This is a genomic window from Vibrio sp. 2134-1 (assembly GCF_033339495.1).
Genome location: NZ_JAWOUS010000009.1, coordinates 29437 through 55756 on the forward strand (window position 1 = coordinate 29437; position 26320 = coordinate 55756).

Below are 26320 nucleotides of genomic sequence, written 5' to 3' on the forward strand. Positions count from 1 at the left end.
ATTATTCTTCCTTCATATTTTTAGAGGTCGCCAACTGAGAAACATGCTGAGCTTGACTGATTATCGCGAGTAAGTACCAAGCGCCATGCGGGATCCATTGTTCGCCCCAGCGCCAGTTTTGTAACACGTCTTCTTTTTGTGCAGGTGGGTTAAATGCAATGTCTTCCTCGTCTTCAAAGCCGCCAGTGATTCCGTTACACACGCCACCTTTTGCGTTGAAGAAACCATATTGAGGGAGGTAATCAGGGTTGTTACGACCATGGCCATCTAGCATGCACATGTCGTATGGGTTTAAGCCTACAACCCAGTTCAATGCATCTTGAGCAAACACAGAAAGTTGTTGCTGTACTTCTTGCGACGCTATATGCGGTTGAGCAAGGTACGCCATGGTCGCGAGTGAGCCCAGTCGAGCATTCTCGCCTTGCCACCAATAGCCGGATTCATTGTTGTGTGCGACAAAAAATGCCTCGCGTTTTGACTCATTTACGCCTTTAACATATTGGCGAGGGTAACCGAATGGGTTGATCACTTTATTCGATATTGTGATCTCAAACTCACACGCTAGGTTGACGATACGTTTTACCGATTCCGCTCGTGCTGAGTCGTCTTCAATAGATAGATATTCGCATAGGGCAATAACTGGTAGACCAGCTTCGGCTGCGTGAAAATATGGACGGCTGCCGTTTTGGTTTGCTGACCAAAAGTGTTGAATCTGCTCGTCGCTCATTTGGCGTGCAACTAAACGTTGCGCCCACAAACGGCTCTCTTCCAAGTAGCGAGTTTCTTTGGTTGCTTTAAACAGTTCTACACAAGCCAGTAGCGCACAGTATTCGTCGATAATGTTTTCTTCCCCATCATTGAGGTACTGCGTATTGTGCTCTTTTAAGTGCCAGTAACCATTTTCGGCAGCGTTGCGGTATTTTTGTTGATCGTATTCACCGTGAACACTTAAACGCGACGCTGCCGCTAGCGCTGCAATGGCGACACCGCCACCTTGTCGAAAGCCTGCTTGATAGTCGTCAAATTTGTGACCAAGTTGAGTTTCGTACGCGCAAATCTCGCGTTGCGCAGTATCTTTGCTCCACTTGTCAAAGACCGTCATGTAGAAAAAGCCTTTTTCGTTTTGCATACGCACAAGAAAGTCTGCACCGAACAGGGCTTCTTCAATCAGACGTGTACGTGTGAAAGCTGCAATGTCTTCGCTTCCTTCAAGCAATGAAACCCCTTTTAGGATGTTCCAAACCACCATTGGGGTTTGTTGAGGATTCAAATAATTCGCGTATGAAAGGTGGCTTAAATACTTGCTAACGTCTCCTGATGCGTCGTACCAGCCGCCGTGTACATCAACCTTTTTATTGGAGTTTAGTACTGGAAGTTGTCGATCTTGTTGATCGAAGATCCCGCCGCAACGTTGCGATTTGAAGTAGTGGATCACATCTGACAAAGTTTTATCCAACAGAATGTGTTCGCCAATGATGAAAGAGGAAGAGCGCGTATCTTCTACTTGCAAGAAATAGTCACCTGACGTTGTGAAAGAGGAAAAGTCGATGAGGTAGAAATAGCCCTGATGCCAGTTCGCCACTTTACCTTGTTCTTCAACCGCAAAAGTTGCCACGGTTTGCTCGCTAGTGGCACAAATCAATTGAGCAGTGTAAGAAGACAAGTGTGGTTGTTCGGTCTGGATAATGGCTTTCTTTGGGCCCAGACGTTCATAACCAATGTGGTTAGTCAGTAGCAGCATTCAATGTCTCCGGGAAACGATAAAAACAGGAATGGGCCAGGCTGAACCTGACCCTCGTTATGATTAATCTTCAAATAAGTAACAGCGGACAAAGTGGTTGTCGGACAGTTGAGTGACGCCCGGTAGTCGTTCGCGACATTTGTCGGTAGCGTGTACACAACGTCCAGCAAATGGACAGCCGACAGATTCTGGTGTCCAAAGTGGGATTTCCCCTTTGTTGCCTTTCAGTTTCTCGTGAATAGACTTCGATGGATCTGGAACCGCAGATACCAACAGTTGCGTATATGGGTGTTGAGGATCGTGAATGATTTCTTCAGTATCGCCCCATTCAACCATGTGACCTACGTACATGACCGCGAGATCTTCAGCAATGTAACGCGCTGTTGCGATGTCGTGAGTGATGTAAAGCAGAGACATTTGTTTCTCGAACTTCATCTCTTCCATCAAGTTCAGAACACCGGCACGGATTGATACATCGAGCATCGATGTTGGCTCATCCGCCAATACCACTTCTGCACCAACTGCGATGTTACGAGCTAGGTTTACACGTTGACGCTGACCGCCAGATAGCTGGTGCGGGAACTTTTGCGCCGTTTCTTTTGGTGGAATAAGGCCAACTTGTTCAAGTAGGTCGTACACACGCTCTTCCAGTTCTTTCTTGTTGCCCGGTGCTACTTTCTTATGAATCAGCAGCGGGCGCGCAATATGGTGGAAAATGTTGTGTGTTGGGTTTAGCGAGCCGAATGGGTCTTGCCACACCATTTGTACACCTTCACGGTAGGTCATTAAATCGTGACGAGAGGTGATGTCTTGGATATCACGACCTTTGTATTCAATGATGCCATCGGTTGGTGCGTACATTTTTGCAATCATTTTTGCAGTAGTAGACTTACCTGAACCAGATTCACCTACCACTGACAAGCCGCGGCTCTTGTACATTTTGAAAGAGACGTCGTTGATTGCGCGCATCTTAGATTGTTTGATTGAGTTACTGTTTAAAGGGAAGTCCTTAACGACATTTTTACCCTCAATCAGCAGTTCGCCGAATTGTTTGCTCATAATTCTCTCCAGTGTAATTTTTGTTCTTAGCTAGCGTTTTTTTGTTGTTAAACCTTAGCTTGAGCAATGGTGTCGCCGTACAAATGGCAATTTGAGAGGCGACCTGGTTCAATTTGACGTAATTGGGTTGGTACACGTGTACATGCTTCATGTACGCGGTCGCAACGAGCTTGGAAGCGGCAGCCTTGTGGAACTTCTAGCAAGTTCAACGGGTTACCTGGAATACCAGTCAATTTGGTCTTTGGTCCAGTTAGTGGAGGGAAAGAGCTACCCAAACCTTTGGTGTAAGGGTGGTAAGGACTTTCCAGAATTTGCTTAGAAGGCGCGACTTCAATCAACTCACCTGAGTACATGATGCCGATACGATCCGAGAACTCGACCATCAATGACAAGTCATGTGTGATGAATAGAATTGAGAAACCAAACTCTTCTTTAAGCGCGTAAATTTTTTGTAGAATTTCACGTTGAACCACTACATCCAATGCGGTAGTCGGTTCGTCCATGATGATCATTTTTGGGTTCAGAGCCAAAGCGATTGCGATTACTAGACGTTGACGCATACCACCAGAGAACTGGTGCGGGTAATCACTCAATCGGCTAGGGTGGATATCAACGATTTCCAGCAGACCTTCAGCGCGTGTTTTTGCTTGAGCGCGAGTCATATTGGTATGACGCATGATGACGTCACAGAACTGCTCTTCCATGGTTAAAACAGGGTTCAAAGCGTTCATCGCACTCTGGAATACCATCGACATTTCACTCCAGCGGAACGCTTGCATGCGATCATCGCTGTACTGAAGGATATCTTCACCGTTGAAGATAACCTCACCACCTGTGATAAACGCTGGCGGCTTATGAAGGCGCATTAGTGAGAAGGCAACAGTGGATTTACCACAGCCAGATTCACCAGCCAGACCGAATACTTCACCTGGTGCAATGTCGAAGCTCACGTTGTTACAGGCGCGGACATCGCCCGCGTCTGTGATGTAGTCTACGCATAGGTTACGGATGGAAATTAGTGGTGCAGTCATGATTATTTATCTCCGCTCCATAGTGCATTTTGTGGTGCCAGTTCAGGCTCACGCTCTTTCTTGTCTTTTGCTGCTAGTTTTTTCCAGCGTTTCATGCCTTTGTGAGAACGAAGTTGAGGGTTCGCAATTTCGTCAACGGCAAAGTTCAACAGAGCAAGACCAGTAACCAGTAGTGTTAGGGCAATACAAGGTGCTAGTACTTCCCACCATGCGCCAATCAGCATGGCTGATGAGGTTTGCACGTTGTAAAGCATGATGCCCCAACTGATCGTGTTGGCATCACCCAAACCTAGGAACGAAATGACCGCTTCAGTGTTGATCGCCAGCATTACTGAGCCAATGAAGCTCGCACCGACAATCGGGATAAGGTTTGGTAAAATCTCAACGAAGATGATACGGAATGAAGACTCTCCCAATACTTCGGCAGCTTTAACGAACTCTTTCTCGCGTAGTGCCATAGTTTGAGAGCGGACAACACGTGCACCCCATGCCCAAGAAGTACCAGCGATAATCAAGGCAATGGTGAGTGGGCCTGCTTCACCGATAAAGGCCGCCAGCACGAATAGCAATGGATACTGCGGAATTACTAACATGATGTTCATTGCGGCACTCAATATGTCATCCACTTTACCGCCGAAGTAACCTGCCGATATACCAATGACTGTTGCTAAGAAACACACGATGATGCCAGCACCAAAGCCTACACCCAGTGATACTCGTGCACCGTAAGCCACCTGCGACCAGATATCGCGACCCATTCGGCTAGTACCTAATACGTGGTCGGCCTTTTTAGACATAAGCAGTGTACGACGATCGTCTGCTAGGTTTTTAGCGACCCAACCATCAGGGTTGTTTTGTGCCTGTTTTACAACAAAGCTTGGGTATTCGTGTGGGTTACCGGTTCGCTTGTCTGGCGCATGTTTCGTAAGTAAAGGAGCTGCGATCGCAACGAATACGAATACGGTAACAATACCAAGACCGATTCGAGCGAATGAGTTACCTAAAATAAGTTTGAATAGTTCTTTCATGATTATTTGCCTCCCGTACGTAGGCGAGGGTCTAGAATCATGTACAGCATGTCAGCCATTAAGTTGAAGCACAGCATGAACATCGTCATGATAATTAACTGACCTTGAAGTACTTGGTAGTCACGAGCGTGAATTGCGTTCAATAGAACAGTACCTAGGCCTGGGTAGTTGAAAATCATCTCGATGATTAATTGACCTCCAATGGCCATACCTAAAGACATAGACAGTGCGGTAACACTTGGAAGTAGTGCGTTACGTGCGGCGTAATTAAAGACGACGCGGTTTTCACTCAGCCCTTTACCTTTAGCCATCGTGATATAGTCTTCGGCGAGAAGGTTGATCATGTTGTTACGCATGTTAACTAGGAAGCCACCAATTTGAACGATGGTTGCACAGAATAGAGGTAGTACAGCGTGGTAACCCACGTTCTTGATGAACTCCCAGCTTGTCCAATCAGGAATAGTACCTGGCGTGTAAGCATAGCCAGATGGGAACCATTTCAGGCCAATCGCAAAGGTAAACAGCGCTAACATTGCGATAACCATTTGTGGAATAGCTTGAATGATCAATGTGCCAGGCGTTACGAATGCATCGTACTTACTACCGCGCTTCCAGGCGGCAAAAATACCAAGGACAGAAGCGATGGAGAAAGAAAGTACAACCGCAGTACCAGCTAGAAATAGTGACCAGCCAAATGCACTACCTAGTAAAGAATTAACTGAAAGTGGGTAGAACTGGATTGAGGTGCCCAATTCCCAACTTAGAATGTTTTTAATGTACGAGAAGTACTGAATGTAAATTGGCCCATCAACGAAACCGAGCAGTTCTTTCATTGCTGCGATTCGTTCTGGAGTCACCTGTACTGAAGCATTAGCAAACATCATGGTAACTGGGTCACCAGGCATTGCTCGCGGAATAATAAAGTTTAACGTCGCTGCAACTAAGAGCGCGACAAGATAGAACGACAAACGTCTTAAAAAATAACCCATAACTCACACCTTACTCACCCAGATTTTTTCCCTGTTTCTGGTTTCAGGTCGCTCCTAGCGAAATTTAGAGCGAAAAATCCCCTGACGACGAGCGCCACATATTGGTTTCGTTAACAAGGGATTTTTATAGGCGGCACACGGGATGTATGCCGCTTGAAATGAACTTCTACTTATTTAACTGGTTTTAGGTCCAGTACGTGAAGTAGACGCTCTGGGATACCTGCCCAAATGTTTGGACGGCCCTTAGGGTTTTCTTCGTTCCACCAACCAGTGAAGCGAGTTGTGTTGTATTGGTACATGTACGCGCCAGATAGCACAGGAATAGTTACTTGGTCTTGAGCAATGATCTTCTGAATGCCATGAGCGATCTCTAGCTGTTCTTGCTTATCTGCTGTCTTGTAGAAGCTGTTAAGAAGACCGTCTAGCTTATCGTTCTTGTAGAAGTGCATTGCAAAGCGAGGCATGCCGTCACCAGCTTGTAGCTTCGAGTTGTAGCCACTATCCCAGTACAAGTGTGGATCTGCACCGTGGAAGTAGTTGGTGTAAGCAACGTCGTAAGTACCTTCTAGCATAGCTTGGTTGTATACCGAGAAGTCCGGTGTACGAGCACGAGCTTTAATGCCCACTTCTGCTAGTTGCTCAACGGCTAGTTGTACCGTGTTGTTGAAGTCAGTCCAACCGTTTGGTGATTGAATTAGAAGCTCGAAAGACTTGCCAGATGGTGTATCCACAAAGCCATCTTTGTTTACATCTTTGAAGCCAGCTTTAGCTAGAAGCTTTTTCGCACCTTCCGCGTTGTATGTGTTGTAGCCTTTGTACTTGTTGTGCGTCTCTTCATCAGACCAAGCTTCGAATGCGTAGCCAAGGCCAGATGCGAAGTCGTTCACTGTACCGCCGCCGTAGAAAGCGATATCAATGATAGTTTGACGGTCTAGCGCCATAGAGAACGCACGACGGAAGTCAACGTTAGTTAGTGCTTCGTTTTTCGCAGCGTCTGGGTTTTTGAAGTTCACTACAAATGCTTGAGTACCCGCTGGTGGGTACCAGTAGTGGTGATTCGGACTTGCTGCAGCGTACGTACGGTCGATGTCTGGTACGAATGAAGACGTCCAGTCCATTTCGCCGTTAACGATTTTGCCCAAGAATTGGTCGTTGTTCGCGATTTGTGGCACACGCAGACAATCTACATCTAGGTTGTCAGCATCCCAATAATTCGGGTTCTCACACTGGATATATAGCTGCGGTGTGAAAGTGTCGATTTCAGTAAATGGACCACTGCCTACTGGATTTTCGTTTGTGAATGTTGCTGGATCTTTTACTTTGCTCCATACGTGCTTAGGTACGACTGGTACTTTCGCAATTTCGTAAGGAACGTTTGAGTTTGCTTCGCTTAGACGGAATTTAACTTGGTAGTCGTTAACTTTTTCTACGCCAGTCACCCAAGAGTTGATACCAGATTGGTCTAGCTCTGGCTTCTCTTTAACTAGGTTGAAAGAGTAAACAACATCATCAGCGGTAAACGCTTTGCCATCAGACCATTTTACGCCCTTACGGATATCGAAGGTTACGCTCATCAGGTCATCAGCCATGGTAAAGTTTTCTGCTAGACGAAATACAGGCGTATTACCGTGCATTTCGTTAAAAACAACGAGCGGCTCGTAAATAAAGTCGGTTGTTGTGTGCAGGTTAGTTGCACCCAAGAAAGGGTTAAAGTTACGAACGAAAGTTGTAAACTCTTTAGGGTGGATAGTCAGTTCACTGCGTTCAGCCGCAGTAGCTACCGATGCAAAACCTGTAGTAGCCGTTGCAATAATTGCTGTTGCTAGTGCTGTTTTTTTAATATTGGCAAGCATAGCTGTTCCTTACTATTTGCTTTCATTTCACTAAATGGAATTGAATGTCATCAATTGATAAACACTCTCTAAGACCTACCTCTTGTACATGCCTTACTCATTACAACATTGAGTTTCGCCAAGAGTGGCCTGTAGGCCTTAGGCAGGAGTAAGAAAACACCTTATCCATAAAATAATCAAACTTGATTCCCGTTAAAAACGTTAAAATCTCTGAGCTCTCCGTTATAAACGTTATTTTGGCTAATTTTAACCAGCATTGGGCCAAAAAATAAACGTTGATATGCGTCGCAGTTTATATCCTTGTTAATAATTAGTGTTGGTGATTACTAACCTGCTGGTCCTTTTTAAATATACGTTTCCTGCTTGTTTTCTAGGTTCGGAGATCTCGCTCACATGCAGAAATGGTGTTAATTAATCAGCTAAAAATTAATCTGCCGTTCTGTTGTGATTAAGTTCGCAATCTCTATCAATAGTTCGTCAAAATCCGCTTGTTATCTGAAAAATGGCCTTTTTTATCGACAGTTTTCTTCCGTTTGTTGTCCTTTTTTTATTATATGAATGAAGTTTTTTCGGTTGCTCGAACTTACCTAGTTAAGACAAGTAAAATGGATAAGGTCGTACGTTTTGAAGACCAACAATAGATAGCGTTGTCTAACCGAATGTTCGTTATTGGAAATAGGGTAATGGGGTAGGAAGAGGCGGTCTCTTTTATCTCTAGGAAGGGAATACTCGAATAACAAAAAAGCCCAGCATGCACGCTGGGCTAGTTTTTTTGATAAATATTAGCTGGTCAATAGTCGCTGTAGTTTATCTCGTTGTGCTTCTATGTATGCTCTCTCGGGGCTCTGTTCTTTGCAGTGTTCGAGAATGAACTCTATCGAGCTTAGCACCGTTCTCCAACGTGGTGTTTTGGGTAATGTTTCTATACGCATGTATTTATCTAAGGTGCGTGTTTGTAAAGTACTTCGGTCTAGATAAACGCGCCACAAGCCACTTTGCTCTGCAAATGCGAATTTACTTTCACCCGTTACAGATTCCCAATACTCTAAAGCATGTGTCATTGCGTCGACTAGAACTTCCCGCATAAGTTCTTGCTTGTCCTTTTTATTACCGAGTGCTTTGTCTGCAAGGCGCGTAAATTCTCCGCCAAGCTCTTTTAGCTTTTGCAATTGGTCTTTGTCACCATCAAATGCATAACTTGAAAGCACTTCTACGGCGGTTTCTAGATTATGTATGCGAGCGGCACTGGCTCCACCGCCGACATTAAAGATGTACATGATATCTAACCCTGAACCTTCAGGGAGCTTAAGAATGTCTGTTTCGATGTTCTGACGAATATCTTCAATATAGATATCAATCTTGCCACAGTAATGAGGTTGTTTGACGGTTAGATATTTAGGGGCAATCAGCTCATCAGCAGATGAGCGCTTTAGCTGTTCTAAGCTGCGCTTGAATAGCTTACAAGCAGCTTCGTTAGCAAAGCGAATACGCTTGTCTTCACGTAGACAGATGATAGCTTCAGGAGCCGATTCTAGCTGTTCCAACAAACGACCTTGAGTCTCAAGTAAGCTTGCTTCAACGACTGCTCGCTGTCTAAGTTCAGACTCTAGCACTTTGTTTTCCATATGGCGCATTTCTGCTTTACTTGCCGTTAAATGCGCTTGGATACGTGCCGCCAACTCTTGTTTATTAAATGGTTTCGATAAATAGTCGTTGGCTCCTGCTTCAAAACCTCTTACACGATCTTCTGTTTGACTGAGTGCGGTGAGCATAATGATTGGCAACTCGGCATGATCATAGGTTTCACGTAGTTCACTACAAACTTGGTAGCCGCTCATGCCTGGCATCATGATATCCAATAACAGAAGTTCCGGCTTCTCTTGCTCGACGAGCGCTAACGTTTCTGGCCCATCGGAGACGGTACGCACACGATAGCCCTCTAAACGTAAAAAGCTTTCAAGCACGCGTAAGTTTACTGGTTCATCGTCAGCAACATACAGTAACGGGCCGTCTGGGTTCTCTGGAAGTGATAAGTCTTCGCTGTTCTCTACATTAACTTCAGGAATTTGGAAGTGCCCGTGCGCAGCTAGAGTCTGGGTTGCTTGGATTTCTTCTTCACTGGCGAGCGGTAAAGTGAAACTGAAGGTAGTTCCGACCATTGGTTGGCTACTGACGTATAACGAGCCTCCCATTAACTCGATCAATTGACGGCTAATGGAGAGCCCAAGTCCTGCACCTTGACGATAACGGCTCGCGTCTTGCCCTGCTTGGATGAGTGGTTCAAAAATATGTTCAAGTTGTTCTGCGGGAATTCCTTGTCCAGTATCCACGACTTGTACGCGTACATGATCATCTACCACATTAGCGGAGATAACAATTTTACCTTCTGAGGTGTATTTAATCGCATTGCCAATCAGGTTATATAGCACTTGTTCAAGGCGTTGCGGGTCAGCTGACACTGCTTTTAAATCCGCTGGGACTTGGTTGATGATGCGGATGGTTTTACTTCCGAGTAAATGGCTAGAAAGCTCTAAAACCAATCGTGTTGCACTGCCCAAACTCACTGCTGATTTCTGGATATCCATGCTTCCATAACGCATTTTATGATAATCCAACAAGTCATCGACTAGATTAGCGAGACGCTGACCACTTTTAATGATGATATCAAGCTGATATTTCTGGCTAGCGGGGATCGCACCATTGGCGCCGGACGCTAAGGTTTCAGCAATCCCGACCATGCCGTGTAACGGTGTACGAAGTTCATGAGAAGTCGTGGCTAAGAACTCATCTTTTAATTTATCGGCCAATTGCAGTTCTTCATTCTGTTTCTGAATGATCTGTATGTTGCTTTCTAGTTCTTCATTTTGCTTCTTAATGGTTTGAATCTTCTCTCGAATAGAGCGTTGCATTCGTTCAAAGCTTAACGCAAGCCGACCAATTTCATCTTTACGAACCGTATTAAAAGACGTGTCATCAAGATCCCCTGCAGAGACCTTTTCGGCAACCCAAGTCAATTTCAGCAACGGAGAAGTGATAAAGTTTGATAAATAGTGAGAAGCGATCACCACAAGGATAATGGCGATCAACATAGCGATAACGAATAGTTTTTCGAGTTGATGGATACGAGCGAAAGCTTCGTTTTCTGGTAACTGTACGACGAGCGCCCAAATCACACCACGAGTTTCAATCGGTGCATAAGCCGCGATGATCTCTTCACCTAAACCGTTTGTGTAAGTGCCGACACCAAATGCACCAGAGAGTGCTTTATCGATCACTTCTAAACTGTTCTTAATGTCGTCTTGTTTCGTGTTAATTGTGCGAGGTTGGTGATCATTTCCAACCAGCAAGGTGTTAATTGATGACTCTCGGTTGGCGTCTGCGGCTAACTTAGTGATGCCATTATTTGGCAAGCGGAACATGGCATAGCTGTGTAGATAACCTTGCTGAACAATTGGTGCACCTAGCCAAGCGACTGATTTCCCCCCTTCCAGCTCGAAGTCAGACACAATCACAGGAGTGTAGTCTTCATTTACTTTTCGACGTTCAGTCACATCATCGGCGAGACGCTTGAAAGTTTTGCCAAGTGCCGAGTCTTTGTAGGGGCCTGATAACAAGTTCGTTCCGTAGTTATCGTCTTTGTTGATCGAGTAGGTGACGTTACCATTGATGTCTACCAGCAAAATGTCATTAAAATCAGAGCGCTTGAGGAGCTCTAAGTAGGCCCAATGATAGCGTTTATGTAAAAGCCGGTAACGTTCACTTCCTACATAGTTGGATGACTCGGGTAACGTTGAGGTTTTGATTTGGTCTCCGCTGCCCTCGATGTAGCGCTGTTGGGCGTTTTTACGAGACTCTTCAATATCATTGCCTAAACGACTAAAAGCATTGACGAGACCGTAGAATCGGCCACCACTGGCGTAAGCCAACTCTGAGCGCACAAAGCCCATGACTTCGGTTTCTCGTGCCTCAAAGTAGTCGATGATTTGCTGCTGTTTTGTATCTCGAACAGACAGTAAGTGCGAGGTGCTTTGTTCTTGCAGATCTTTACTGTGGGACTGCAAGAAAAAGATCGCAGTAATGGTAAGAGGTGTGATACTGAGCACCAGAAATGCGGTCATCAGTGTACTCTGAAGGCGCTTAAATTTCTGTTTTTTGTAGAATTTAAACATGGATAAGATTACAACTCATAATGGGCAGTTCTAAAACATACTTCGCTGCCGAGGTTCTCGTTAAAAACGGATAAGATGTTCAACTAGATAGAATTAACAAAATTAACGAGTTTTTTTTCTTTGACAAGAAAGTTAGTTGTAAAGCGTGCAGGGTGACGCAGTTTTTCTTATGAGTGTTGAATTTATGAGAAAAAATCGCGCAGGTTTGTGCCTGCGCGGGGGGAAGTTATGATTTTTTCGCGTAGTAGATAGAAAATTTATTGGTCTTATTTAGCGTCTCGCAATTATTAAACGCCCGCTCGATAATTGGTGGGTATTTTAAGAAGCTATTCGCGACAATCACCATTTCGCCGTCTTTGGTTAGATATTGTGGTGCCTGACCCAACAAGGTTTCCGCTGCGTTGTAATTTGTGTCTAGACCACTGTGGAATGGCGGGTTGCTGACGATAAAGCGGTAGTCTTTTGCGGTATCCGAGTATATATCTGATGCAAATACGCGTCCGGATAAACCATTCGCTTCTAATGTGGCTTGGCTAGAAGTGATCGCATAAGCATTAATGTCACACATCTCAATCGCGATCTCTGGATTCGCTTTCGCCATAAACGCACCGAGCACACCTGCACCACAACCAAAGTCGAGCACTTTGCCCGACAGCTTAGGTAAGGTTTCAAGCAGCAATCGGCTACCTAAGTCGAACTCGCCATGGCTGAATACGCCAGGTAGGCTCTTAACCGCTAGCGACTGCTCACCGAGTGTAACAGTGTAAGACTTAAACCAATCTGCTTGGTTGAAAGGTTTTGGTTCATTGAGGCAATTACCCCAGTAAAATGAGCAGCGACGAGCAGAGTCGTACTTGTTCACAGGGCCGTATTCTTGGAACATCTTCTCGATGCTCTTGATGCCGGAGCGGTTTTCACCAACGATGACGATTTCGGTGTTAATGCCCAGTTTCGCCATCAACATCGCCAGCAAGTATTCTGCTTCGGCTTTTGCTTTTGGCCAGTATAAAAGGACCATGTCTGCTTTTGTTTCAACATCAAACACAGAGCCAAAATGACTTTTCACTTTGTCAGAGGTTTGAATTTGGCGGTAGTAGCTATAGTTGGAAGTAAACACTTCAACAGACTCACAATGAGCCACTAACTCAAGAGGAAATAGGTCTTCAACTTCACCAGCGACTAAAACGTGTTTTCCATTGAAGTATTCAAGTTGGCGCTGAGCTATTTGGCTAGGAGCGATATAAGCAGACATAAATTTGGTTCATCAGAAATAATTTGGGGCAGATTTTCGCACAATCTGCCCCAAGCTTGAAGTGATTAAGCGGTGACTAGCTGTTGTCTTGTTGGTTAAGGAAGTCTTTGAATTCTTCCTCGTAGATATTAAACAGTACCATGGTCACGGCAAAAATAAGTGGGCCGTAGATAAGACCAATCAAACCAAACAGATGCAGACCACCCAGTAATGAGAAGAAAATCATAAGGGTATTCATGCCGGCGCTGCCTTGCATTAGCAACGGACGCAATAGGTTATCTATAGAGCCAACGACGACTACACTCCACACCGTCAAGAAGATAGCCCAAGTCATATCGCCTGTTAAGAACAAGTACGCTGCTGCAGGAATCCAGATTAGCGCGGTTCCTACCACTGGAATGAATGATGCAAAGCCCATCATCGTTCCCCAAAATAACCCAGGGAAGCCTGCTAGCCACATACCGATACCGCCAGCCAGACCTTGAGCAATCGCTGTCATGAATGAGCCCATTACGGCTGATTTAGAAACTTGCTCTATCTCTGTCAATATGCGGTCTTCTTGGCTACGTGAGAGTGGCAGGATATGACGAATCGCAGAGATAATTTTGTCGTGGTCACGAAGCAGAAAAAACAGCACAAACAGCATTAAGAAGAAGTTCATTAGGAAGTTGGTTGCGTCTCCTAAAATCTTTGCGCTGATAGCGACTAAGTTAGAGCCAAACGATGTGGCAAATTGCCCAATTTTCTCAGCAATGGCTTTGGGCTCGATTTTATCAAAAGGTAAGTACTCATTAACAATCGCTAAGCCTTTGATAACGAAAGGATGTTGGAATATATCTTGGATACCACCATTGGTAACCCAATTATATGTATTTTGTGAGAAAACAGAGCCTTGCTGAACAATGGCGGCAAACACAAATAAAAGCGGGATAACAATAATAAACGTCAAGACGACACATGACAGCAGTGCCGCCATATTGGGGTGCTTGGGAATTTTCTGCTCAAACCATTCGTGTATCGGAAACATGAGCAAAGAAATGATAAAAGCCATCACAATGGAATTGATATATGGCTCAACCAATAAGTAGCAAGCAAAAGCAGCGGCGAGTAAAGCAACCATTAGTACTCGGTGACTCGACGTTATTTTTACATTATTTGGCATGGTATTAGTCCAACTTACAGGTGACGTTTACGGTTTATGCCTTCAATGATGGCGTGTAACCTTTATTACTTTGCACTCTTAACTCTTTCAAGCTTATGACAATGCCGAATTAGAGCAGGGCGATGTACCTTGCTATAATGACTACAAATCAGTCGGTTATCAATCAAGAGATGAGCTATGGGTTGTTGCAACGGTGATAAAAAGTGTCAAACCGAGAAAAAAGCTAAGCGAATACCGTGGTTTGGCATTGTCGTTGGGGTATTAGCGATATTGGTTATTTTGAATTGGCAATAAAAAAGGACCGTTACGGTCCTTTTCTAAATGCGTTATCGCCGTTTTTAGCGATTATTTCGCTTCTTCTGCAAGAACAGCAAAACAGCGGTCAGCAGCTTCTAGTGTGGCATCAATCTCTTTTGAACCATGAGCGAGTGAAGTAAAGCTCGCTTCAAACGCAGATGGCGCAAGGTAGACACCGTGTTTTAGCATTAAGTGGAAGAAACGCTTGAAGCGTTCTACATCGCACTTCGTTACGTCTTCGTAGCAAGTTACTTTTTCTTGGTCAGTGAAGAAGAAGCCGAACATACCGCCCACTTGGTTAACAACTAGCGGAATACCGTGTTTTTCTGCTAGAGACTTAAAGCCTTCAGCAAGTTGTTTCGTTTTAGAAGCTAGGCGCTTTTCGTTGCCTTCTTCTTTTAGAAGGTTCAAACATGCGTAGCCTGCTGCCATTGCGACAGGGTTACCGGAAAGGGTACCAGCTTGGTAAACTGGGCCTGTAGGTGCAACGTATTGCATCACTTCTTTACGGCCACCGAAAGCACCTACTGGCATACCGCCACCAATCACTTTACCCAGTGTCGTTAGGTCGGGTTTGATGTTGTAGTGTGCTTGCGCGCCGCCTAGAGCAACACGGAAGCCTGTCATTACTTCATCAAAAATTAGTAGCGCGCCTTCTTGATCACAGATTTCACGTAGCCCTTCGTGGAAGCCTTCCACTGGTGGAATACAGTTCATGTTGCCTGCTACTGGCTCAACGATGATACAAGCAATTTCGCCTTTGTTAGCAGCAAATAGCTCGCGTACAGAATCTAGGTCGTTGAATGTTGCTGTTAGCGTGTGCTTAGCAAAATCTGCAGGAACGCCAGGAGAGCTTGGTTGGCCTAGAGTTAGTGCTCCAGAACCTGCTTTTACTAGCAAGCTGTCAGCGTGGCCGTGGTAACAACCTTCAAATTTCATGATCTTGTCGCGACCGGTGAAGCCACGTGCAAGGCGAATCGCGCTCATAGTAGCTTCAGTACCAGAACTTACCATGCGGATTTGCTCCATTGATGGAACAAGCTCAGAAACTAATTCTGCCATCGCGATTTCAAGCTCTGTTGGCGCACCGAAGCTAAGACCGCGTTGCGCTGCATCAATTACTGCTTCGCGGATAACCGCGTGGTTGTGGCCAAGAATCATTGGACCCCAAGAGCCAACGTAATCAATATACGCTTTACCATCGGCATCAAAAATCAGTGGACCGTCTGCTCGTTCGATAAATAGCGGAGAGCCGCCAACGCCGTTGAATGCACGAACTGGTGAATTGACACCGCCAGGGATGGTTTGCTGAGCTTTTTGATACAGCTCTGATGATTTGGTCATGGGGTTATCCTCTTTTGATTGCTCGGACCAAGTGGAGCGCATTGTACCTAGCTATAATCAAGTTAGAAACGTTTTGCTTAATTTATGTGTTGTTTCGCAGTGTAATCTTATATATCCGCATCTGTTATAAAGAATCGGCGGCGAATACTTGAACGAGTTTGTCAGGTATTGGATAATCGTCTCAATTAGCACAAATTTGACGTCTTGCTTCAGGCTTGACGCATTACACGAGTGAGAGAGGTCTTCGTGAGCGAAGTAAACGTACCATTATCTTTTTCTGACGCAGCAGCATCTCGCGTTAAAGCATTGATTGCTGAAGAAGAAAACCCAGCATTGAAACTGCGCGTATACATTACTGGCGGCGGCTGCAGCGGCTTCCAATACGGCTTTACTTTTGATGAAAATGTAAACGAAGGCGATACGACAATCGTAAACAGTGGTGTAACACTGGTTGTAGACCCTATGAGTCTGCAATATCTCGTTGGCGGTATTGTTGACTACACAGAAGGGTTGGAAGGAGCGCGCTTCTTCGTAAATAATCCAAATGCAACGACAACATGTGGTTGTGGTGCATCGTTCAGTGTGTAATTAACACCTAACAGGCAGCTAATGGCTGCCTGTGCTTTATGTAGAAGGATGTCACGTAAAGCGCACGCTCGCAGATATGCAGAGAAATAATAAAAAGGACTTTATATGTCTGGACTTTCTTTTGGACGCCGAATTGTCGAGCGCCCTTGGCTAGTATCTCTTATCCTCGTCTTACTTCTTGTTGCATGGCTAACCATCGGCCAACTCAAAGCACAAGATGATCATCCTAACTCTTCAACATCCACGAACACGACACCACTTGCAAAGGTGATGTTTGATACTTTTCTTGCCGAACCTACCAGTAAAACCATTGAATTGTATGGACGAACAGCGCCCAATCGTCAAGCGCGTCTTGGCGCCGAAGTTGCCGGTAAAATAGTCAGTCTTAACATAAAGAAAGGCCAAGCGGTCAAACAGGGACAAGTGATCGCAAACATCGATAAGCGCGACCTTGGCATTCAACTTAAACGGGCCCAGGCGATGCTGTTGGTTAAAGAGAAAGAGTTTAATGCAGCTAAATCGCTAAAAAGTCGTGGACTGCAAGGTGAGGTTGCATTTGCGACAGCGCAAGCAGCGTTGGTAGATGCACGTGCGAATTTGAGTAACGTGCAAACGGCTTTAAGAAATACTGAGGTTAAAGCGCCATTTGATGGCATCGTAGATCACCACTTTGTTGAGTTAGGTGATTTTGTCGGGATTGGCGATCCTATTGCGACGGTCATTGATTTGGATACTTTAGTGATTGAAGCCGATGTCAGTGAACGGCATATACAATACCTTAAGGAAGGCCTAGAAGCCGACGTAAGAACCATTAACCAACAGCATCATCAAGGTCGTGTGCGCTACATTGGACGTGTTTCTTCTGCTTCTACTAATACATTTCCAATTGAAATCGAAATTGATAATCAAGACGCAAGAATTCCTGCCGGTATGAGCGCAGAAGTACAGCTGCCTTTGAGTGAAGTGTTGGCAGTAAAGATTACGGCTGCCATGTTAGCACTAGATGAAGAAGGTAACTTAGGTGTCAAGACACTGCGTAATGAGTATGTTGAGTTTGTTCCAATTCAACTCGTTAAGGCCGAGGATGATGGTGTGTGGCTCTCTGGGTTAGGAGAGCGTGCAGATATTATCGTGCTGGGACAAGGTTTTGTGCGAGATGGTGATCAAGTACTGGCCAATAAAGTTGATGACGTAGTTGTTGAAGCGGCTAGTGAGCAGTAAGGAGCACTTATGTACACTCTGATTGATGCTGCGTTATCCCGCGCTCGCACCATGCTGACATTACTGGTGATGATCTTAATTGCCGGTGTCATTACTTACGTCACTATCCCCAAGGAATCGAGCCCTGATATTACCATTCCGATCATTTATGTTTCTGTTGGACATCAAGGTATTTCTCCTGTCGATGCCGAGCGTTTATTGGTTCGTCCAATAGAGCAAGAGCTGCGTTCTATTGAAGGCGTAAAAGAGATGACCTCTGTGGCATCAGAAGGTCATGCTTCGGTGACGCTGGAATTTAGTGTCGGAGTGGATCTTGATAAAGCGATGGCAGATGTGCGTGATGCGGTTGATCTTGCGAAGCCAAAGTTACCAGAGGACAGTGATGAGCCGACGGTAAACGAAGTCACGTTTGCATCTGAAGAGCCTGTTTTGACCGTTGTGCTCTATGGCACCGTACCAGAGCGAACCATTGTTCAGATTGCCAGAACGTTACGTGATCGTTTGGAAAGTTTCCGTCAGGTTCTTGAGGTTGAAATCGCAGGAGATCGCGAAGACATCGTGGAGATAGTTGTCGATCCGCTATTGATGGAAAGCTACGGTCTCGATCAAGCGGATATCTATAATTTAATTGCCTTGAATAACCGAGTTGTGGCAGCGGGGTTTGTCGATACTGGGTATGGACGCTTTTCGGTAAAAGTCCCATCGGTTTTTGATTCACTGAAAGATGTGCTTGAACTACCGATCAAGGTGAATGGCAAAGAGGTGATCACTTTTGGCGATGTGGCGACAGTACGACGTGCATTTCGCGATCCTGAAAGTTTTGCTCGTTTAGATGGCGAATCTGCCATCGTTTTGGATGTAAAAAAACGGGCAGGGGAAAACATTATTGAAACGGTTGAGCTGGTAAAAGAAGTACTGGCTCAGGGACAGAAGCGTGCCGAGTGGCCCGACAATTTGCAAGTTAAATACACTTGGGATCAATCCGACGATGTCAAATTGATGCTCAGTGATCTACAAAACAATATCTTATCCGCAATTATCCTCGTAGTTATCGTCATTATTGCCATATTGGGGGTTAGGACCGCGCTTCTCGTGGGGATTTCTATTCCAGGATCGTTCTTGACTGGGTTGTTGGTGTTATCGGTATTTGGGCTGACGGTCAATATCGTCGTACTGTTTGCTTTAATTATGGCAGTAGGCATGTTGGTGGATGGTGCCATTGTGGTGACAGAGTTTGCAGATCGGCGCATGCAAGAAGGAACGCCACGTAAAGAAGCCTATCGAGATGCAGCAAAGCGAATGGCCTGGCCTATTACCGCATCCACAGCAACCACATTGGCTGCGTTTGCTCCGTTACTTTTCTGGCCAGACATTACTGGTGAGTTCATGAAGTACTTACCACTTACTTTAATTGCTACTTTGGCCGCTTCGCTGATGATGGCTTTATTGTTCGTTCCTGTCATCGGCGGGATCATTGGCAAGCCTCAAGTCGTCAATCAGAAAGCTCAGCGAGAAATGGTTGAGCTGCATAACGGCAACTTTGAAAAAGCGACAGGCATTACCAAGCTTTATTACCAGACTCTGTCGGTAGCGATTCGTCATCCATGGAAAGTCTTACTCAGCGCGATACTGCTAGCGGCAGGTGTCGGCTTCACTTACAACAAAGCTGGCTTGGGTGCAGAGTTTTTCCCTGAGGTGGACCCTGCCTTTTTTACCGTTAAAGTTCGTTCTTATGGTGACCTGTCTATTCACGAAAAAGATGTTGTTATGCGCGAAATCGAGAAGGTGATGCTCGGTCATGACGAGTTTGAAAGTGTCTACACGCGCACAGGATCGAGCGATAATGGGGACGAGATTGGCCAGATTCAAATAACGCCTGTGGATTGGCAGTATCGACGCAAAGTGAAAACCATTATTGAGGAACTAAAAGAGACGACAGACCGCTTTTATGGTGTTGAACTTGAGTATAAATTCCCGGACGCAGGACCGCCTGTCGAGCATGATCTCGTGATTGAAGTGTCATCACGAAATTTGAGTGTTAGTGCGTTAGATGAAGCAGCCAAAAAAGTACGACATTGGGCTGATGGTAATCCTGCACTGACCAACTTGAGTGATACCACTAATAAGGAAGGGATTGATTGGCAAATTGATATCCAGCGAGATGACGCCTCTCGCTTTGCAGCGGATGCTACTTTAGTCGGGAATACCGTCCAGTTTGTTACGAACGGCTTGAAAATAGGCGATTATTTGCCCGATGATGCGGATGAAGAAGTCGATATTTTGGTGCGCTATCCGCAAGATAAGCGCGACATAGGTCGATTTGATCAACTGAGAGTGAAAACGGCAGCTGGTCTGGTACCGATTACGAATTTTGCTCAAATCAAACCAGATCATAAGCAAGACACTATTCGTCGGGTCGACGGTCATCGAGTTATCAATATTAAAGCGGATATGGTGGAAGGTTACAATTTGGCGCTTGAGTTACCTAAGATTGCCGCTGGAATGGAACAGCTCGACTTACCGGAAGGCATTGAATATAAGATTCGGGGTCAAAATGAAGAGCAGGAAAACTCATCAGCATTCTTGCAAAATGCTTTTATTGTCGCGCTTGGTGTGATGGCTTTGATTTTAATTACGCAGTTTAATAGCTTTTATCAAGCTTTCTTAATCCTTAGTGCAGTGCTGTTTTCTACCGTTGGTGTCTTCGCCGGGTTACTTATTTTCCAAAAGCCATTTGGCATCATTATGTCGGGAATTGGAGTGATTGCGTTGGCTGGTATCGTGGTAAACAATAATATTGTTTTAATCGATACTTATAATCAGATGCGTAAACGTGGTTTAGAAAAATCTGAGGCTATTTTGCGTACGGGTGTGCAGCGTTTAAGACCCGTTTTACTTACGACGGTGACCACCATATTAGGCTTATTGCCAATGGTGTTAGAAATGAACATCGACTTAGTTAATCAGAAAGTGGAGTTTGGCGCACCAAGCACTCAATGGTGGTCTCAGCTTGCGACCGCTGTCGCGGGTGGTTTGGCGTTTGCGACTTTGCTAACGTTAGTTCTGACACCGTGTTTGCTTATGCTCGGGAGAGAGCATCACTCCGAACAGTAAGCTTTATCGTGATGATATCGACAAAACAAAAAGGGCAGCTTCGCTGCCCTTTTCAATACCTGGCTTACTTCATTGCTAGCAGTTTGCTGTAGCGTTCAAGCTTGTCCATGCTAATTTTCGCGTTTGCCATGAAAGTTTGTCTCGCTTTGCCTGTCAGGGATTTAGATTGTGGCAAATTCACCGTGCGCGGGTTTTTATGGACACCATTCACAAGGAACTCATAGTGCAGGTGAGGGCCAGTTACACGGCCAGTTCCGCCAAGCGTACCAATGGTTTGGCCTTGCTTAACGCGTTGACCAGCTCGTACAGTACGTTTGGTTAAGTGCAGGTACTTGGTAATGTAAGTATTGCTATGTTTAATGAAAACGTAGTTACCATTAAATTTGTTGTAAGACGATTTTTGAACAACGCCATCACCAGCCGCCCAAATCGGGGTGCCCACTGGTGCCGCATAGTCCGTGCCTCTATGAGGACGAACGCGTCCCGTCACTGGATGTAAGCGGCGTGGGTTGAAATTAGACGAAACTCGACGGAAGTCCAACGGCGCGCGTAAGAATGCTTTTTTCATTGCACGCCCATTTTCGTCGTAATACTTGCCACTTTTCTGATCCAATATTGCGGTAAAGGTATCGCCTTGGTTTTTAAAGATCGCAGCAATGATTTTTCCACGGCCGATTACTTCACCTTCTACCACTTCCTCTTGGTAAAGTACTCGGAAGCTGTCGTTTTTACGAATATCTAAAGCAAAGTCGATGTCCCAACCAAATATGCCAGCCAGTTCCATGATTTGGTTACCATTTAATCCAGAAGATATTCCTGCATTCCAAAAGTTTGATTTGATGGTGGCTTCAGCGTAGTTGTACTGGAAGTCGACTTCTTTTTTATCAACTTCAGAAACGTACTTGCCGTCTTTTAATGTGATACGAAAAGTCTCGAACGCGCTTAGTGTTCTTCTTAGCTGCACCAAGTCGTTATTTTCGTCAAAACCAAATTGCAATCGGTCACCAGGTCGAAGCCGAGTTAACTGTTTTTCCACTTCTTTGTCTGATGACACCAGTTCATGTAATAGACGAGCAGAAAGCCCGACGCGACTAAATAAGATGGCAGCACTCTCGCCATTTTTTACCTTGTATGTCTCCCAGCGCAGCACGGCGGGAACCGCAGGCGATGAACTATTTAGTGCACTGAGTTCGAGGGAAACTGGCACAGGATAATGTTGACCAACTTTTAATCGGCTCTGCTGCGGGTCTAGGTCTTGCGGATCAGGTAAAAAGAAGAGCGCGAAGATAATCAGCGCACTAAAAAAACCGATCAATACTTTGTGCAAGAGTGGAAGTCGGACAAAAATCGAATGCATGAGGTACTTGATTGCTAAATTAAACGGAAAAAGTGACAACTACCTAGTCTAACGTGTTTCAAAATGCATCGCTATTCAAGTAATATGTTCAGCTATTATATTTTTGCCAAATCTGTGGGAGTGAACAAGAATGGCGAGCATTGAAGCTGCACTAGCCGAGATTAAGCGCGGTGTTGAAGAGCTGATTCCAGAAGAAGAGCTAATCGCAAAACTAAAAGAAGACCGTCCTCTACGTATTAAATTGGGCGCTGATCCAACAGCACCTGACATTCACCTAGGCCATACGGTTATTTTCAATAAGCTTCGCTTGTTCCAAGAACTAGGTCATGAAGTGACGTTCCTAATCGGTGACTTCACTGCAATGGTTGGTGACCCAACAGGTAAAAACACAACTCGTCCACCGCTAAGTCGTGAAGACGTATTGCGTAACGCTGAAACGTACAAAGAGCAAGTGTTCAAAATTCTCGATCCTGCAAAGACTAAAATTCAGTTTAACTCTGAGTGGCTGTCTGAACTGGGCGCAGAAGGTATGATTCGCCTTGCGGCAAACCAAACCGTTGCTCGTATGCTAGAGCGTGACGACTTTAAAAAGCGTTACGCGGGTGGTCAGCCAATTGCTATTCATGAGTTCATGTACCCACTTCTACAAGGTTGGGACTCAGTAGCAATGGAAACGGATGTTGAATTAGGTGGTACAGACCAGAAGTTCAACCTTCTAATGGGTCGTGAACTGCAAAAGTCTCACGGTCAAAAACCTCAGGTTGTACTGATGATGCCGCTTCTAGTGGGCCTTGATGGCGAGAAGAAGATGTCTAAGTCAGCAAACAACTACATCGGTATCAGCGAAGCGCCAAGCGAAATGTTTGGTAAAATCATGTCTATTTCTGATGACCTAATGTGGAGCTACTACGAGCTGCTCTCTTTCCGTCCTCTGGAAGAGATTGCTCAATTCAAAGCTGATGTAGAAGCGGGCAAAAACCCTCGTGACATCAAAGTATTGCTAGCAAAAGAAATTATTGCTCGTTTCCACAGTGAAGCCGATGCCGATGCAGCAGAGCAAGAGTTCGTAAACCGTTTTGCGAAGAACCAAATTCCTGATGAAATGCCAGAGTTTGACTTTGACGCAGGTCGCCCAGTGAGTAATCTGTTGAAAGAAGCAGGCTTATGTCCATCATCGTCAGATGCGATGCGCATGGTTAAGCAGGGCGCTGTGAAGATTGATGGTGAAAAAATTGCGGACAGCAAATTTGCTCCAGAAGCGGGTACTTATGTGTTCCAAGTAGGCAAACGTAAATTTGCTCGTATTACTATTCAGTAATTCATAATGACTGCAAATGAAAGCGTCCGAAGGGCGCTTTTTTTGTATGAAAATATAGCAAAAACGGCAAAGTAAAACTTCCATACCTGATGAACTTTGCTACTATACTTGCGCTGCCAATAATGGCAGCGCTATCGGAGATTTACATGAACAATACCGACCATCCTCCCAGTCGTTGGGTGAGTAAGATTAAGGGAGCGAAATAACCCGCTTCGGTATTGGCGATCTCCGCCTTACCTAAGTGGTGAGGCATCTTTTCTAATTTTCTTCTCGTTATTTCCTTCATACATTCTGAATAGACAGTGCATTCGCATTGGTTTTCTCTGTGCATCTTAATTGTTGTCTGACTTTTAGCGTGCAAGAGTGGCTTTTCATGCTTTGTCGATGGTCGTTACCAATGCCAATCGGGAGATTCGCCATGACGGTAATGAACAACACTTTTATTGAAACAACACCAAACTTTTCTGAAGTAGAAATTGGTGCAGCTCGCAATGCATTCTTGCAGTACGAGCAAGAGCAACAAGTCCATTTGCTTACGGTTATGCCGATTGATGAGGCTGTAGGTATTTTACAGCATTGCTCTGTCGGCTATGTGAATAGTCTTATTGCTCAACTTGAGCAAGCAGGTCATGACAAACGCGCACGTCATTATGCTCACCAACTGGGTCTGCATATGTCTGAAGTTGATACACCCGATGGTTATTTATCAACTAGTGTTTTAGGGCATGTAAAACAGCGTATTGGATGGATCATTGCGCTGGCTCTTTTAGGGATAGTGTCAGGCTTGATCATCGCTCAGTATGAGGACACCCTTAGTCAGCTTGTTTTACTTGCAGTGTACATGCCAGTGATTGCAGCTGCTGGTGGTAACACAGGAACACAAGCAGCAACTTTGGTGATTCGTGCTCTTGCTACTGGAGAGTTAAAAAAACGCCAATGGTTAGAAGTTTTGTGGAAAGAGAGCCGAGTCGCTCTATTTATTGCGCTAGCGATCGCTATCGTGATGATTGGACGCATTATGTTATTTAGTGCAGGACAATCAACAGGAGGCTTTGAACTGACCGATATCGCACTGGCAATAGCAGTTGCGCTGTTCATTCAAGTCACCATTTCTACAACATTGGGCGGGCTGTTGCCAATTATTGCACGAGCTTGCAAGTTGGACCCAGCCGTATTGGTGAGTCCAGTTCTTGCGTCTATCGTCGATATTTCAGGAATGTGGATTTACTTTAACGTGGTGAACTATTTCTTAGGTATTGCCTGACTAAAGTTCACAATGTCATTGTAAAAAAGCTGCTCAAAATGTGTAATCGGGGCGATGACAGGTGTGTTGTCGTCCCTTTTTTCTGGGAAGTAGTCTGAAACAAACTGAACAAAAATGGTGTTAGGTTGACCATTTTTGTCCAAGCCATATCCAGCCATATTGTAAGTCCCGTAGATAGAGCCACTTTTCGCGATCAGCTGTCCTTTAATTGGAAGTTTTCGCATACTTTGTCGGTACTTTAATGTGCCGGATTCACCTGATTTCGGCATGATGGCAATCAATTTGAGTTCGTTTTCATGCTTCCAAATATAGCGCAGCATTTCAGCCATCTTGGTCGCGGAGATCCGGTTATTTCGCGAAAGTCCTGAGCCGTCTTCTAGGCGCGCATTACGAATATCAATACCAGTGTTGGCGAAAATGATCTGCTTGATCGCTTCTGTACCGTTAGTAAAACTGCCTGGCTGAACGAAAAATTTAGCACCAAGTGTTTTGGTTAATGTGTCGGCAATCAAGTTGTCAGAGTTTTTGAGCATATCTTCGAGAATGTCTGGTAAGGCTTTTGATTGATGCATTGCGATGAGTTTTCGCTGCTTTTCTGGCGCCGTACCGACCCTAATCTGTCCTGATACCCCAATGTTGAGCTCCTTGAGCAAAGCCGCCAACCTTTGACTGGTGTAACGCTCAGGGTCTTGAACCGCAAATTTCAGTGGCAATGGTTTGTCTCTTTCAACCAAGCACCCTGTTAGCTTGTAGTTGTTATCGGGATTTGCAACTAAACCTAAGTCACAATGACGACTTTTCTTAATGGTTTTAGAAACTGTTTCTACGGTACTTGTGACACGAATAGGTTGATGCTCTGGTACGTAGACCCGCGTTCCACCATCTTTTTGTGTATAGATAGAGGCTTGTACACAGTTGTTATTGAGTGTGATGGTCGATGCCGGAGCGCTGTAGCAAACTCCCAAGATATCCCACGGCCAGCCCACCGCACGGTTATAACCAGTGAATGCGCTGTTATCGAGCCATAGGTCACCGTTAATCCGTTTTAAGCCATTTTTCTTAGCTAGAGTGAGAAGTGATTTTAAGTCGTTGGTTTGGAGTGTTGGGTCGCCGACAAAGTAAATCACTGCATCTGAGTTCGACGTTTCCAGCTTGGTTCGAAACCGGAAATTATCACCCAGTTCTAGCTTTGCGGCTAATGCGGTGACGATTTTTAATGTACTCGCTGGTGGGAACAGTTGTTCGGTAGGATGAACACCGTCAAGCTCAGCATTTTCACTGAGTTTTTCCGCAACTAAACTGATGCGGGCGCCTTCAGGCAACACCTCTTGATGAGGGTACGCTTGTGAAAAAGCAGAAAGTAATGAAGAGAATATGAGCAAGGGCCAACGTAAACGCATAATGATACTTTCTAAGGTGAGTTATGTGATTGAGTATACGCAAGTCCTTTCAATATGCTAGGTAACTAAAGAAATGCTTCAAATGTCTTCATGAATGAGACACGAGAGAAAGGCGCGCTGCTTAAAATGAAGT

17 protein-coding genes are annotated in these 26320 nt (G+C 45.0%); 5 read left to right on the plus strand and 12 right to left on the minus strand.

The genetic code is table 11. From position 1 onward, the window contains the following. Position 1: 1 nt before the first annotated feature. The 10 genes from R7R78_RS11950 to hemL form a co-directional block, all read right to left on the minus strand. Positions 2-1741: a glycoside hydrolase family 9 protein gene (locus tag R7R78_RS11950; protein WP_225473658.1), complete on the minus strand. Its 1740-nt coding sequence runs from the start codon at positions 1739-1741 to the stop codon at positions 2-4. A 63-nt stretch (positions 1742-1804) separates the two neighbouring features. Then, positions 1805-2800, minus strand: coding sequence for an ABC transporter ATP-binding protein (locus R7R78_RS11955; protein WP_005380041.1), 996 nt, complete (start codon positions 2798-2800; stop codon positions 1805-1807). A gap of 47 nt (positions 2801-2847) precedes the next feature. Continuing rightward, positions 2848-3831, minus strand: a complete 984-nt coding sequence (locus R7R78_RS11960) for an ABC transporter ATP-binding protein (RefSeq protein WP_005386550.1) — start codon at positions 3829-3831, stop codon at positions 2848-2850. Between the two features lie 2 nt (positions 3832-3833). Then, on the minus strand, positions 3834-4859 hold the full coding sequence (locus R7R78_RS11965) for an ABC transporter permease (protein ID WP_005380039.1): 1026 nt from the start codon (positions 4857-4859) through the stop codon (positions 3834-3836). A gap of 2 nt (positions 4860-4861) precedes the next feature. Beyond that, positions 4862-5848 carry an ABC transporter permease gene (locus R7R78_RS11970; RefSeq protein WP_005380038.1) on the minus strand — a complete coding sequence of 329 codons (987 nt, stop codon included), beginning with the start codon at positions 5846-5848 and terminating at the stop codon, positions 4862-4864. A 170-nt stretch (positions 5849-6018) separates the two neighbouring features. Further along, positions 6019-7701 carry an ABC transporter substrate-binding protein gene (locus R7R78_RS11975; protein WP_005380037.1) on the minus strand — a complete coding sequence of 561 codons (1683 nt, stop codon included), beginning with the start codon at positions 7699-7701 and terminating at the stop codon, positions 6019-6021. 782 nt (positions 7702-8483) lie between these two features. Continuing rightward, positions 8484-11870, minus strand: a complete 3387-nt coding sequence (locus R7R78_RS11980) for a response regulator (RefSeq protein WP_225473659.1) — start codon at positions 11868-11870, stop codon at positions 8484-8486. Between the two features lie 226 nt (positions 11871-12096). Continuing rightward, positions 12097-13122 carry a 16S rRNA (guanine(1207)-N(2))-methyltransferase RsmC gene (gene rsmC / locus R7R78_RS11985; protein WP_017820412.1) on the minus strand — a complete coding sequence of 342 codons (1026 nt, stop codon included), beginning with the start codon at positions 13120-13122 and terminating at the stop codon, positions 12097-12099. A 76-nt stretch (positions 13123-13198) separates the two neighbouring features. Then, the gene (locus tag R7R78_RS11990) at positions 13199-14284 is read right to left on the minus strand and encodes an AI-2E family transporter (protein WP_005386541.1); all 1086 of its coding nucleotides are present in this window, start codon (positions 14282-14284) and stop codon (positions 13199-13201) included. 345 nt (positions 14285-14629) lie between these two features. After that, a complete protein-coding gene (hemL, locus tag R7R78_RS11995; RefSeq protein WP_005380032.1) occupies positions 14630-15925 on the minus strand; it encodes a glutamate-1-semialdehyde 2,1-aminomutase in 1296 nt (431 codons plus the stop codon). Between the two features lie 246 nt (positions 15926-16171). Between hemL and erpA the strand changes: the two genes are divergently transcribed. From erpA to vmeK, 3 genes are all read left to right on the plus strand, one after another. Then, on the plus strand, positions 16172-16513 hold the full coding sequence (gene erpA / locus R7R78_RS12000) for an iron-sulfur cluster insertion protein ErpA (RefSeq protein WP_005380031.1): 342 nt from the start codon (positions 16172-16174) through the stop codon (positions 16511-16513). A gap of 105 nt (positions 16514-16618) precedes the next feature. Beyond that, the gene (locus R7R78_RS12005) at positions 16619-17734 is read left to right on the plus strand and encodes an efflux RND transporter periplasmic adaptor subunit (RefSeq protein ID WP_005386537.1); all 1116 of its coding nucleotides are present in this window, start codon (positions 16619-16621) and stop codon (positions 17732-17734) included. Positions 17735-17743: 9 nt separating this feature from the next. Beyond that, entirely contained in the window at positions 17744-20848 is a 3105-nt protein-coding gene (gene vmeK, locus R7R78_RS12010; protein ID WP_005380029.1) for a multidrug efflux RND transporter permease subunit VmeK, read from the plus strand. 64 nt (positions 20849-20912) lie between these two features. Here vmeK and R7R78_RS12015 read toward each other — a convergent pair whose 3' ends face one another. After that, a complete protein-coding gene (locus tag R7R78_RS12015; RefSeq protein WP_005386530.1) occupies positions 20913-22205 on the minus strand; it encodes a peptidoglycan DD-metalloendopeptidase family protein in 1293 nt (430 codons plus the stop codon). Positions 22206-22335: 130 nt separating this feature from the next. On the opposite strand from R7R78_RS12015, the gene tyrS reads away from it, so the two are divergent. Both tyrS and R7R78_RS12025 read left to right on the plus strand, forming a co-directional pair. Then, complete coding sequence (gene tyrS / locus R7R78_RS12020) at positions 22336-23523, plus strand: tyrosine--tRNA ligase (protein WP_017820416.1); 1188 nt, start codon at positions 22336-22338, stop codon at positions 23521-23523. A 418-nt stretch (positions 23524-23941) separates the two neighbouring features. After that, positions 23942-24787: a magnesium transporter gene (locus tag R7R78_RS12025; protein ID WP_005380062.1), complete on the plus strand. Its 846-nt coding sequence runs from the start codon at positions 23942-23944 to the stop codon at positions 24785-24787. Here R7R78_RS12025 and dacB read toward each other — a convergent pair. Then, entirely contained in the window at positions 24766-26187 is a 1422-nt protein-coding gene (dacB, locus tag R7R78_RS12030) for a serine-type D-Ala-D-Ala carboxypeptidase (protein ID WP_005380063.1), read from the minus strand. The genes R7R78_RS12025 and dacB overlap by 22 nt on opposite strands. Positions 26188-26320 lie beyond the last annotated feature (133 nt).